The organism is Desulfomonile tiedjei (genome assembly GCA_016212925.1).
Taxonomy (GTDB): Bacteria; Desulfobacterota; Desulfomonilia; order Desulfomonilales; family Desulfomonilaceae; genus JACRDF01.
Genome location: JACRDF010000052.1, coordinates 159,912 through 172,154 on the forward strand (window position 1 = coordinate 159,912; position 12,243 = coordinate 172,154).

Annotated in this window: 10 protein-coding genes; 9 read left to right on the forward strand and 1 reads right to left on the reverse strand. The window is 55.1% G+C overall.

Translation table 11 applies throughout. From position 1 onward, the window contains the following. Positions 1 to 54: 54 nt before the first annotated feature. A complete protein-coding gene (locus HY913_24030) occupies positions 55 to 1,077 on the reverse strand; it encodes a TRAP transporter substrate-binding protein (protein MBI4966370.1) in 1,023 nt (340 codons plus the stop codon). 339 nt (positions 1,078 to 1,416) lie between these two features. Here HY913_24030 and lsrF point away from each other — a divergent pair, with 339 nt between their 5' ends. The 9 genes from lsrF to HY913_24075 all read left to right on the forward strand — a co-directional run bounded on the left by lsrF (position 1,417) and on the right by HY913_24075 (position 12,236). Continuing rightward, positions 1,417 to 2,295: a 3-hydroxy-5-phosphonooxypentane-2,4-dione thiolase gene (gene lsrF / locus HY913_24035; GenBank protein MBI4966371.1), complete on the forward strand. Its 879-nt coding sequence runs from the start codon at positions 1,417 to 1,419 to the stop codon at positions 2,293 to 2,295. A 199-nt stretch (positions 2,296 to 2,494) separates the two neighbouring features. After that, on the forward strand, positions 2,495 to 3,520 hold the full coding sequence (locus HY913_24040; protein ID MBI4966372.1) for an alcohol dehydrogenase catalytic domain-containing protein: 1,026 nt from the start codon (positions 2,495 to 2,497) through the stop codon (positions 3,518 to 3,520). A 676-nt stretch (positions 3,521 to 4,196) separates the two neighbouring features. Then, complete coding sequence (locus tag HY913_24045; GenBank protein ID MBI4966373.1) at positions 4,197 to 5,279, forward strand: nucleotidyltransferase family protein; 1,083 nt, start codon at positions 4,197 to 4,199, stop codon at positions 5,277 to 5,279. A gap of 77 nt (positions 5,280 to 5,356) precedes the next feature. Next, complete coding sequence (locus tag HY913_24050; protein ID MBI4966374.1) at positions 5,357 to 7,345, forward strand: radical SAM protein; 1,989 nt, start codon at positions 5,357 to 5,359, stop codon at positions 7,343 to 7,345. Then, positions 7,332 to 8,498 (forward strand): radical SAM protein, encoded by a 1,167-nt coding sequence (locus HY913_24055; GenBank protein ID MBI4966375.1) that lies wholly within the window; start codon positions 7,332 to 7,334, stop codon positions 8,496 to 8,498. Before HY913_24050 ends, HY913_24055 begins: the two co-directional genes overlap by 14 nt. Positions 8,499 to 9,426: 928 nt before the next feature. Beyond that, complete coding sequence (locus HY913_24060) at positions 9,427 to 10,254, forward strand: class I SAM-dependent methyltransferase (protein ID MBI4966376.1); 828 nt, start codon at positions 9,427 to 9,429, stop codon at positions 10,252 to 10,254. A gap of 3 nt (positions 10,255 to 10,257) precedes the next feature. Continuing rightward, positions 10,258 to 10,557: a PqqD family protein gene (locus tag HY913_24065; protein MBI4966377.1), complete on the forward strand. Its 300-nt coding sequence runs from the start codon at positions 10,258 to 10,260 to the stop codon at positions 10,555 to 10,557. After that, complete coding sequence (locus tag HY913_24070) at positions 10,544 to 11,041, forward strand: S24/S26 family peptidase (GenBank protein MBI4966378.1); 498 nt, start codon at positions 10,544 to 10,546, stop codon at positions 11,039 to 11,041. The genes HY913_24065 and HY913_24070 overlap by 14 nt, the downstream gene beginning before the upstream one ends. 31 nt (positions 11,042 to 11,072) lie before the next feature. Further along, positions 11,073 to 12,236: a radical SAM protein gene (locus tag HY913_24075; GenBank protein ID MBI4966379.1), complete on the forward strand. Its 1,164-nt coding sequence runs from the start codon at positions 11,073 to 11,075 to the stop codon at positions 12,234 to 12,236. The last annotated feature ends 7 nt before the right edge of the window (positions 12,237 to 12,243 follow it).

Below are 12,243 nucleotides of genomic sequence, written 5' to 3' on the forward strand. Positions count from 1 at the left end.
TGACTCCGCCTGACGCCCGCCATCGTCTGGTACATCAGGCGGAGATGAGGGGTGTCAGGGGTTTTTCTTCAGCCATTCCTGGCAGAATTTCAGCGCTTCGTCACCAGGGAGGCCCTTGGCCTTAGTGTTTTTCACATACTCTTCCAAGACGGGCTGTACCAGCTTGGCCCAGCGTGCATCCTCCTCTTTGGAAAGAGGAATGATCTTGTGACCTTTGGCTATCGCAAATTCCGTCCCTTCCTTGTCCAAGTCAACCCAAAGTTTGGCCGTTTTCTCAATCCATTCCTGGTTTATCTTCTCAATTGTTTCCTGAGCATCCTTGGGCAACGAATCCCATTTCTTCTTGTTCATGGCCACGAAGAATAAGAGCGAGTAAGAGGAACCGAAATTCTGTGTGGTTGACGCTGTAACTTCTGCGAATTTCCATCCTTTGAGCACTTCGATGGGTGAGAGCACGCCTTCCACAACGCCTTTCTGAAGGGCGTCGTAAGTCTCGGTCTGAGGCATAGCCACAGGAGCGGCACCCAGCGCAGAGGCCACCTTGGCACTGGTACCGGTACACCGCAGCTTCATGCCTTTCAGGTCCTCGAGTTTTTCAACCGGTTTCTTGGTGTTCACAATTCCCGGACCATGTCCGTGGAAGTACATGATCTTTACGTCGTCGAATTCCTTGGGTTTGAACTTGGCAAAATACGCGTTGCACAGCTTGGTCGCCTGGCTCCCGCCCCTGTAACCCAAAGGAAGGTCGATGACTTCACTCAAGGGGAACCGCCCCTTTACATAGCTGACGACGGACATGCCCACGTCCGATATCCCTTTGACAACCCCGTCGTAGCACTGGTCGGCAGGGGTAAGGGTACCGCCCGGGAACATATTGATCTTAACCGCACCGTTGGTTCGTTTCTCCACTTCCTTGGCCCACTCGGTAGCCAGAATGCAGTGGCCGTGCGTGGCCGGGAAGAAGATCGAGTAGGTCAGCTCCACGGTCTTCGCGTGAGCCACCGCAGTGGCCATCGTAAAGACCAGACACACCAGTAGACACCCGAACACGACACCCGAGAGCCGGTTCTTTCGCATCGTATGACCTCCTCTTGTGAACATTGGGGGAACCTGTTGAGACTTGTAAGGTGCAAGATAGTGATGAACGCGGGACAAGTCAACCAAAATGAGTGGCTATTAGACGGTTCTCCTGGGTGAACAATTGTTCGCCCGCTGTCCTTCTATCCTGCCGGGATGGCAATCATATCATTCGGACAAAGCCCCCCCGGGCAAGAGCTTTGCGCTTCGCAATCGCACGAGCGTCGGCCCGGCCAACGGGTTTTGCCGCAAGTCTCTAAAGATAAGGCTAGGATTGACAGCAAGGCACCAGCTTTGTTAACATCGCCAGCTTAGATTACCACAAGAGGTGCATCAGCCATGGCGGACGTCGAAGGATTGGTCGAAGCTCGTAACATCAAGGCCTCAGAGTCGGTGGGAACGGCCGGATTCCATATCAAGGGAAGCGGCCATCTTGACTGGGGCATGAAGAACCGTCTTTCAAGGATAATCAAGCCCCTTACAGGCCGCACAGTCATGCTGGCGGTGGACCACGGATATTTTCAAGGCCCGACCTCCGGCCTTGAAATCATGGAACAGACCCTCGCTCCGCTGATCCCGTTCGCGGATTGCCTCATGCTGACCAGAGGCATCCTCCGCTCGTCGGTGCCGCCTGGAGCCCAGACACCTATCGTGTTGCGAGTTTCGGGGGGACAGAGTGTCTTGACTGAATTGTCCAACGAGACCTGGAACGTGTCTGTTGACGAGTGCGTACGTCTGAACGTCGCGGGTATGGCCTTGTCCTTTTACGTGGGAGCGCCTCATGAACACCAGACGCTGGTGGCGCTTTCGGATCTTATCGACGCTGGTTATGACGCGGGTATCCCGGTCCTGGGCGTGACGGCTGTGGGCCGCGAAATGGCTCGGGACGCGCGTTACCTGTCGCTTTGTTCCAGACTGGGTGCGGAAATTGGCTGCAACATAATCAAGACGTACTACTGCAAAGACTTTGAGCGCGTGACAAGTACATGCCCCGTTCCCATTGTCATGGCAGGCGGAAAGAAACTTCCTGAGCTGGAAGCCCTCACCATGGCGTCCAACGCTATTGCGGAGGGAGCGGTGGGCGTAGACATGGGGCGCAACATCTTCCAGTCCGACTGCCCCGTCGGGATGATCAAAGCGGTCCGGGCCGTGGTCCATTACGACGAAAAGCCCAAGTCGGCTATCAAGATCTATAAAGACGAAAAGAAAGCCCGATAAATGGAGAAACGGAGCCTTTGACAGGTAAAGGAATGCAACTGTAGAAGGACTATCCGGAATTCAAACAGAGTCGCCGGTGATTCGTCCAACAATAATTGGGAGTTTTTGGGGAGGGGTCCGGGGAACCCTTTTTTGCAAAAAAGGGTTCCCCGGAATTCTTCCTCTTTCCTACGCTTCCCGTCCTCCGAGGTGAACCGCCATGCGCGTGGCCATGTATTACAACAACAGGGATGTCAGGATCGAGGAGATGGAGGTTCCTAGGATCGGTCCGGATGAGCTTTTGGTGAAAGTGTGGGCCAGCGGCATTTGCGGTAGTGACGTGCTGGAGTGGTATCGGTTGGCCAAGGCCCCATTGGTGTTGGGGCATGAGATTGCCGGCGAGATAGTTCTGGTAGGCGATGCCGTTCAAGGATGGAAAGAGGGCGATCGCGTATTTGTGTCGCATCATGTCCCCTGCAATATGTGTCGGTACTGCGCTTCCGGCCATCATTCTGTGTGCGACACCCTGGCAAAGACGAATTTCGACCCGGGCGGCTTTGCCGAATACCTCAGGGTGCCCGCGATTAATGTCAGGAACGGCGTTTATGCCCTCCCGGATTCCATGGCCTACGATGAGGCGGTCTTTATTGAGCCCCTGGCGTGTGTGTTTCGCGGGCAGCATCACGCCGGTTGGGTCCCCGGTCGTAGAGTTCTGGTAATCGGCAGCGGTATTGCCGGACTCATGCACATAATGCTCGCAAGGGCTTCGGGAGCCGGCCGCATTGTCGCAGTGGATATCAACGAGAAGAGGCTTGAAGCGGCCATTACGTTCGGCGCGGACCATGTGCTTTCCGCGGGGGACGACCTGTTAGACAGGTTCAAGGAAGTCAATGACGGCCGCCTGGCCGAGCTAGTGATTGTGTGCACGGGAGCCGTGCCCGCGTTGCAGCAGGCGTACCGCGCTGTGGACCGCGGGGGAACCATGCTGTTGTTCGCGCCTACCGACCCGGGCGCGGTTGTGGAGATACCCTTCAATGACCTTTGGCGCAAGGAAATCACAATGACTTCTTCTTACGCGGGGAGCCCCAGAGACATAATTGCCGCGATAGAATTGATAGCCTCGGGGAGGATAAAGGTCGTGGAAATGATTACCCATCGCCTCCCGCTTGAAGAAACCGCTGAAGGCTTCGCCCTCGTAGCCGAAGCTTTCGACTCGATGAAGGTGATCATAGAGCCGCAGCGATAGCGTCCTGCAATTGTGATTTCGACCAGGCCTGTGGCTGCCGGAAGCATTGGAAGCCCTTGCCTCAAAAAAACTGCAAGTGCCCTCCTTCCCGCTGAAGGCACTCCGCCTCGATAACACTCCTTGACTGCAAGTTGCAGTTCTTTTCAGACACATCTTTAGCAAATGTCAAAAATAATGTCCGATTGCGCAAAGCGGTTCCGGGAAAGTAGTAGGTGCCGGCCTCCGGAGACTGTCTCAAAACCCCAGATCAGAGGAATCCCCGGGTAGGGGCGCTTCGAGAAGCGCCCTGATTTCGGGCGGTTCACGAACCGCCCCTACAGAAGGTCAGGTGAAATCGTCAGTTTTGAGACAGTTTCTCCGTGCTGGCACATTTTGCCAATATAAATCACTTAGTAGGGACCGGCAGGGACGCCGGTCCCTACTGGTTTTTTAGGAACTCGGGTTGTACAAACGGTCAAGAATTGTGGCAAGTGGTATATGTGAACGGGTTCGATCCTGGCGGCCCTCCAGCCAAAGGCCTTGTGGACAACGCATACTGCAAAGGATATACTCGATTTTATCTGATACTCTGATGGGGAGGGGCTACCTGGGCACATTTTCCGGCTCCGGTTCACGTGAATTTAATGTAACTTGAAAACAGACAATGTAAGTGCACGAGGAATAAGAAGGACACGTCTTGAGCGAGTCAGAAGACATACGGAGAGCTGTCGTGGCTTTGGCCACGGGAGCCGCTCCGGAACCCGAAATGTTTGGTTTCTGGACGTCTCGCCATTGGAAGGTGCTGCGGTCGGAAGGTCTCGGTCCATGGCTCTTCAAATCACTGTCAAACTGTGCCGAATTCCACACGGATTCTGATACGCTCGCTGCATTACAGGAGGACTACAGGTACTCGGCAATTTCCCAGCTCAGCAGGGAACGGGTGTTGAGACAAATCTTAGCGGTGTTCAATGATCGCGGCATTCCCGTGGTACTCCTGAAAGGCGCATACTTAGGCCACGTCGTGTACAAAGACCCTGTACTCCGACCCATGGCCGACACGGACCTCCTGGTCCGGGAGGAAGATTTTGAGCGCGCGGGTCATGAATTGGAGGACCTTGGTTTCAAACCTGTCTTTCATTTGAATCCGGACGAAGGCCGGTTCTTGAGATTGCCCGTAGTATACGGAAGGTCTGACCGTTTCCCTCAGCTCATTGACTTGCACAGGGGAATCCAGGCTATGGATTATTACTATTTGCCTTCCGGAGCGGTCTGGGACGAGGCTATTGAGAATGAACTTTGGGGGCATCGGATCTTCTATTTCTCCGTTGAACTCAATTTAATACACCTTGCGCTGCACAATTTGAATCACCGCGGCTCGCTGAGGGACTGGATTGACCTCGTGGCAGTGGTGCAGACCATGAACTTGGACTGGAATCGCCTCATCCTCTTGGCTCAATTCCTGGGAGTTATGCGACCCCTGCTCTGGGTTTTTCGGGAATTGCAGCTAAACTGGAAGACAGCGCCCCCACCGCAGGTCTTGGCGGCCTTGGACTCATATGCTCCTCACTGGCTGGAAGATAGAGTGATCCGCAGCAGGTTTCGCTATTTTTGGCGCCTTACAGCGAAAGTAGCCCGGTACGAAGGCTGGAGGTCAAGACTTCGATACGTGCGTACGAAGCTTGTACCGCCGAGAGGTCGGGAAGACAGAGCACGCGTCCTGAGCTGCGCGATTCATTGGAGATCAAAAGTTGGCCTGTTTCACCACCTATGGAGGCGCTAGTAAAGCTTTCGGGGGGGCTGATGGTCCGGCGTTAACGACCGCTGTCCAACCCCAATCGCAACACTATTCCGAGAGAGATGACTGAATATTTTAAAAGAAAACCCGTGGATTCAATGCCTCGGCTACCCCTAGAGGGAGATCTGGACTTAACTTACCGGTGTAACAACGATTGCCGCCACTGCTGGGTTCGCATTCCCGCCAATGCGCTTGAACGTAGCCAGGAGCTTACTTTTGAGGAAATCCGCAGCATTGTAGACCAAGCTCGGGCATTAGGAACTCGAGAATGGGCAATCTCCGGTGGTGAGCCGATGCTACGAGCGGACTTTGCCGAAATCTTTAACTATCTCACCCGCAAATCGACCACTTATACTCTCAACACCAATGGAACATTGATTACCCCAAAAATCGCCCGATTGCTAAGGCGCAAGGGGTCGAAAATGGTCGCCCTTTATGGAGCGACTGCGGAGGTCAGCGATCATATCACTCGCAACCCCGGTTCTTTTGAGGCTGCATTGCGAGGGATGGCTTACCTGCGCGAAGCAGGGGCAGGATTCACGGTACAGCTCATCCCGATGAAAGACAATTACCATCAGTGGCAGGCCATGATACAACTGGCCCGATCGTACAGTGAGACATGGCGCTGCGGCTCGGCTTGGCTGTACTTGTCGGCCTCCGGCTCACCGGAAAGGAATGCTGAAATTGCTGCTCAGCGCCTCTCCCCTGCTGAGGTCGTTGCTCTTGATCCGCCTGGGTCGTCGTGCGAGGAGCGGGTTGGGGAACGCCAAGCCCACTCACTGCTGGATAGTTTTTGTGACGGTCACCGGGATGACCGCCTCTTTGCGGGCTGTATTGAAATGCGCCGCGAGTTCCACATAGACCCGTACGGCTGGATGACTTTCTGCTGTTTTGTCACAGATCCGAGCATGCGCTACGATCTCCGTTCGGGTAGCTTCCGAGAAGCCTGGGATGAGTTCATCCCGTCGCTGGCAAACCGAGTACACGGCGGCCAGGAGTGGCGTGAGAACTGCGGCTCCTGCGAGAAGCGCCACGACTGCCGTTGGTGCCCTGTCTATGGCTACCTTGAAACAGGGCGGTTCTCCGCACCGGTCCCATATTTGTGCGACGTGGCGGAAGAAAGCCGGCACTACGAACACGATTGGACCACCCACCACCAGCGCCATTTCGAGATTGCCGGAATAACGATCCGGCTGGAAAGCGATCTGCCGCTGAATCGGATGCGCTTGGCCGAGGCGTTGAAGCCTTTCGAGGTCCCGGCTCCAGGGAAGGACTTGGTCACCTTACGACACATTTTCGAGCTGCCGAGCCTTGCCGGGAAGGACCTTGGGATCGAACTCTACCGCAAGGCCCCGTGGGCCATTTATCGCAAAGGTGACAGCTACATATATCTCGGGATCTCTCCGGACCCTAAGGATGATGAACCCCACAGAGTAGGGATATTTGACGTGGATTTCGCTCGCGGAATCATTTACAGTCCGCCCGCTGAGGAAAAGAGAATTCGCAAAAAAGGTTTCCCCTGTCTGACTCTGTTCCCCACAGACCAGATTTTGGTGGCGCAACTGCTGGCAGCTCGCCAAGGCTGTTACATGCATGCTGCCGGAGTGATCCTGAACGGCCAGGGGCTGCTCTTTGTCGGCCATTCCGAAGCAGGCAAATCCACTACGACGCTTATGCTCAAAGGACAGGCCGAGATCCTCTGTGACGATCGGATCATTGTACGTCGATGGCCGGAAGGGTTTAAGATTCACGGAACATGGAGCCACGGCGACGTTCCTGATGTGTCCCCGAATTCTGCCCCCCTAAAAGCCATACTCTTCCTTAGGCAATGCGGGGGAAACCGTTTGGAACCTTTGAGCAAGGGGCCCGCAATCTCTCAACGTCTGCTGGCTTGTCTTATTAAGCCGTTGGGCACCCGAGAGTGGTGGGAGCAGAGCCTCCAAGTGGTGGAAAAAATCGTCGACGAAGTGCCCTGCTACGAAATGCATTTCGATCAAAGCGGGAAAATAGTCGCATACTTGAAAGAACTGGCAGCCAATGAATTACGTTGAACGCGTTTCTGGAGCCAATTTCAATTTGTGGCCCGCCAAAGCGCCGGTTCTGGGACACCTGGATATCGAGTTGACGGAGCGCTGCAATAACAACTGCATCCACTGCTGCATCAACCTCCCGGAACATGATCGCTCGGCCCTTGAAAGAGAGCTTGATACTGCCGCAGTCAAGGGCATCCTGAAAGAAGCTGCCTCGCTTGGGGCGCTCGAAGTTCGTTTCACCGGCGGCGAGCCGTTACTGCGTCCGGATTTCGAGGAACTCTACCTGTTCGCCCGCCGCCTGGGATTGAAGGTGCTGCTTTTTACCAACGGGCGCCTACTTACCTCCCGCCTGGTGGATCTATTTGCCCGCATCCCGCCTCTGGTTCCGCTTGAAATAACGGTCTACGGCATGGCCGCAGACTCATATGATCCCGTAAGCCGGGTCAAAGGGTCTTTTGCACAATTCCAGCAAGGAGTGGAGCTGCTCCGCGAGCGAAACGTGCCGTTTGTGGTCAAGAGTGTGGTGCTCCCGCCCAACCGGCATGAAATGGACGAGTTTGAATCCTGGGCGGCGGAACTTCCGTGGATGGACGGATCGCCGGGGTATGCTGTCTTCCTGGACAAGCGCAACCGAAGGGACGATCCGAAAAAGGATGCCCAAATCCTAGCCCTGCGTCTATCGCCGATAGAGGCGCTGGCCGTTAAGACCCGTAACCCGAAGCAATACCGGAAAGGGATGAGCGAATTCAGTCGCAAGTTTTTCGGTCCACCGGGCGATAAGTTGTTCGGTTGCGGCGCGGGGAACGCTTGCTGCGTAGATGCTTACGGCCGTTTGCAGGCGTGTCTGGGCTTGCGCGCCCCGGAACTGACCTATGATCTGAGCCATGGCTCACTGCGCGAGGCAGTAACGGATTTCTTCCCGAGGCTTCGCGACATGCGAGCTTCCAACCAGCACTACTTGGAACGCTGCGCTCGTTGTTTCCTGAAGAGTCTGTGCGAACAGTGCCCGGCTAAGTCCTGGAGCGAGACAGGGCGCCTGGACACCCCGGTCGACTGGCTGTGCTTGTCTGCTCACGCGGAAGCGCACTGGTTGGGCCTGATCGGTCCCCAAGAATACGCTTGGGAGGTACGGGATTGGCAGTCCAGGATTGAGCAGGCTTTCGGATGCTGAAGGCTTATGCTATGATAACGATAAACAGTCAGGCTCAATAGGGGGTCGTCTCGGTTCGGGGAGAGGAGGTATTGCGTGAATTCACAGGGCCAAAAGAGGGCATGGAAGCGACCGCAGTTGACAGTCCTAGTTCGGATCGACCTCGCCGAGTCTGTACTGCAAACATGCAAGCAGACCGCTCAATCGACCGGTCCCAGCAGTAACAATTCTCGGTGCCAAACCTTTGCTTGGGGCAGCGGCTGCAGCCTGTGCAGCGTGCAGCGAGAGAGTTAAAAAGATAAGCAGGGGCATCGAGCTTTACGGGCTGTTTTTTCCACTTCCAGGATTGATGCGCTCTTGCCCGAGTTTTCAGTCCGCCACCAGACCATTCTCCGGAACTTCTGCATAGGCAACCAATCTCGCTAATAACGATCAATCAGACACATGGCCGGCGAAGTTTCTCGAGGGAGGGAGAACACTTTGTGATTCCGAATGCCTGTGCTATAGTGCATATCACAGCAGTCAGACCTCAAGGAAAGGCATTCTAAATTTCGATTGGGAGGCTTCATATGGCTTCAGAGCGGAGGTTGTGGCAGAAACCTAGCTTGACCGTTTTAGTGCGCATGGAGCCCACCGAAGCCGTCCTGGTGACCTGCAAGTGGACGTCCTGGCCGTTCATTACCGGTCCCGGGACCCGACAAACCCGGTGTCGCGGAACCGCCACGAATTGCTCCGGCAATTGCCAGAATCGAGTCGCTTCGTGACGTGAAGAAGTGAGCATGTGTCAGAGGCGGGCCGCTTCCCATACAAGCACCTACACGTGAAAATTCAAAGTTGGCGGGCCACATCCCTGTGGGGACAGACTCAGGCAAATGATTGGCAGGTATCTGCCCGGCTCTCGATTTTGTAGTCATGAATTCACGTTGTCCAAGCACAGGATCATGGCTCAATGCCCGAAGGCGACATAGTAAGACGGAACGCGGCTATCACCGTGAGTTGGCGGGTTCATCTTTCCAGGTTTCTTTTTCGACTTGCAGGATGGATCCAGTCATTGCCCGTTTTTCTAATGCGCCCGAAAGACCTGATTGATTTCACCCGCACATCCTATTCCAGGCGTCATATCATTGAAGGGTGGAGTGAAAAGCAGTTTGTTGACTCGGGTCTTACGGCTGATGAAGTCCATCTGTTGGAAAAAATGCCCATTAAGAAGGGCCGGCTCCTCTTGTTAGGTTTAGGAGGCGGGCGAGACGCGATCCGTTTGGCGCAAGAAGGCTTCGATGTGACGGGGGTCGATTTCGTCCCGGAAATGCTAGCCCGGGCTCAGGCCAATGCCTGGGGCCACAATGTCGAAATTGGCGGCGTTGTCCAGGACATCTCCAATCTGGACGTTCCGCGGGATTCGTATGACGTCGTATGGTTCTCGACAGGGCTCTATTCCCAAATCCCGACGCGTTCCTTGCGGATTTCCCTATTGGAACGTGTTCGCAAGGCCCTCCGCTCTGATGGTTGTGTGGTCTGCCAATTCGATTTCAACCGATCCGGAGATTTTTCTTTATGGGGAAAACGGCTGCGGAAGTTTATCGCTGTTGTGACTCGCGGCAACCTGCAGTATGAAGACGGAGATCATATACACGCGGGTTTCGAATTCGCTCATTCGTTCAGCAATGAAGAGGAACTCCGCTCAGAGTTCGAAGCTGCAGAGTTTTCCGTACACTACTTGAGCATTCGTGAGCCAATTTGTATGACCGGCTCAATATTGGTGAAGGGATCAATCTGAGCAATGGACGTCAATGTTTCTCTCGAAAAGATCTACATTCCTTCAGAGGACATCGTTGCCCGCGAAATCGAGGGTGAAATCATCATCGTGCCCCTGGTCGCAGGAATCGGAGATGCGGACGACGAACTCTACACCTTAAATGAGACGGGGCAGGCTGTTTGGAAGCTCCTCGATGGCAAGAGAAGCTTGGGCGAAGTGGCCGCGGAGCTGGCAGAGGAATTTGAAGGGGGCGAAATCGGTCAAGATGTGATTGGTTTTGTCGCTGAACTCCTTAAACGGAGGATTTTGGTTGAAGCTTCGTGAAAATGACGAGCTTTTGCTTAGCGCTGCTGAATTTGCGGGGCTCGTGCAGGCCGTGTTGGCAAAGGACCGCGCGTTTCGTTTTTGCGCGCGCGGGACAAGCATGACTCCATTCATTCGCGATGGTGATATCGTCACAATCGCTCCGATGGCAGGACTGGCCCCACGTATGGGCGAAGTCGTCGCCTTTTGCCGGTGGAAGAAGAAAGATTCAGGCCTGGTGATTCACCGGATTGTAGGCTGCGGCAGCAGCGGGTTCGCTGTCCAGGGTGATGGGAACGCCTGTACGCAGGAGTTTGTTGCTTCGGAAGAGGTCCTGGGCAGGGTAGTCAAGGTGGAGCGTGCCGGCCGCGCTGTTCGTTTTGGTTTGGGACCGGAACGACGGCTGTTGGCCTGGTTGAGCCGCGGCAGGCTCATATGGAAATTAGTGTGGCCGGTTTGGAGGCGATTGCCGCCGGTTTTTAAACAGCGAAACTCGTGTACCTAATCTTTCAGTAATTTCCTCCTGAACGCGGCCCATGGAAAAAGCCTTCTCACATTCCTTGGAAATCCAGCGACTTCCCCTGTGGGACGCCCTCAAGCAAAGAAGGGCCCCGCTGTCCTTCACCTTCGAAGTTACTGCACGCTGTAACAACGACTGCGGACACTGCTATATAAACCTGCCTGCCGCTGATTCTCAAGCTAAGGCCGACGAACTGTCGTCGGAGGAAATCCTACGCATTGCAGAACAAGCTGTGGACATGGGAGCGCTGTGGTGCCTGCTTACAGGTGGAGAGCCGCTCCTGCGTCCCGATTTTCCAGAGATATATCTGAGCCTCAAGCGCAAAGGCCTACTGGTTAGCGTGTTTACCAACGCAACTGTCATCCGGCCAGAGCATATCCAACTCTTCAAGAGCTATCCTCCGCGGGACCTCGAAGTTACGGTCTACGGGGTCACCGAAGCGACATATGATGCAGTTACCCGCCGCTCGGGGTCATTCGCCGCTTTCCAGCGCGGTTTGCAGCTCCTGCTGTCGAATGGCCTGCCGGTGAACCTGAAAACTATGGCTCTGCGCTCCAACTTGCACGAATTGCCGCAGATAGCGGAGTTCTGTCGTAGCCACACCAAGGGCTACTATCGCTTTGACCCACTGCTGCACTTGCGTTACGATCGCGACCCGCAACGCAACGCTCTCATTCGCCGCGAACGCTTGACCCCCGAGGAAATAGTCTTCCTGGAGAAAACAGACCCGGAACGCTTCACGGCCATGCGGACGCACTGCGACGAATTTCTCGCTCCGGTAACCGGCCCCATCGGCGACGATCGCCTGTTCCACTGTGGGGCAGGAATCGGGGAGTTCGCTGTCAGTTACAAGGGAATCTTCCGGCTGTGCGAGTCACTGTGGGCGCCTGAAACCATCTATGACCTGCGCAAGGGCCCTCTCCGGCAAGCCTGGGACGATCTTGTGCCTCGCGTACGGGACCTGCGCTCACGACGGCCTGCCTTTCAGCAGACCTGTCACATATGTTCGATCATCGACTTGTGCCTTTCCTGCCCGGCCCACACTTACCTTGAAACCGGTGAGATGGATAAGGAGACGCCGTACTTTTGCGAGGTCGCCCGTGCCCGTGCCCGTATGCTCGAAGAATCAAAGGAGCACACAGGCGGCAGTTGCGGTAGCCAAAAGGCGAAAGGAAACTAGAGGGGAT

What these genes read in the sequence shown, in the direction of transcription:
- HY913_24030 (MBI4966370.1), bottom strand. Translation starts at nt 1,077, where the DNA reads ATGCGAAAGAACCGGCTCTCGGGTGTCGTGTTCGGGTGTCTACTGGTG.
- lsrF (MBI4966371.1), top strand. Translation starts at nt 1,417, where the DNA reads ATGGCGGACGTCGAAGGATTGGTCGAAGCTCGTAACATCAAGGCCTCA.
- HY913_24040 (MBI4966372.1), top strand. Translation starts at nt 2,495, where the DNA reads ATGCGCGTGGCCATGTATTACAACAACAGGGATGTCAGGATCGAGGAG.
- HY913_24050 (MBI4966374.1), top strand. Translation starts at nt 5,357, where the DNA reads ATGACTGAATATTTTAAAAGAAAACCCGTGGATTCAATGCCTCGGCTA.
- HY913_24055 (MBI4966375.1), top strand. Translation starts at nt 7,332, where the DNA reads ATGAATTACGTTGAACGCGTTTCTGGAGCCAATTTCAATTTGTGGCCC.
- HY913_24060 (MBI4966376.1), top strand. Translation starts at nt 9,427, where the DNA reads ATGCCCGAAGGCGACATAGTAAGACGGAACGCGGCTATCACCGTGAGT.
- HY913_24065 (MBI4966377.1), top strand. Translation starts at nt 10,258, where the DNA reads ATGGACGTCAATGTTTCTCTCGAAAAGATCTACATTCCTTCAGAGGAC.
- HY913_24075 (MBI4966379.1), top strand. Translation starts at nt 11,073, where the DNA reads ATGGAAAAAGCCTTCTCACATTCCTTGGAAATCCAGCGACTTCCCCTG.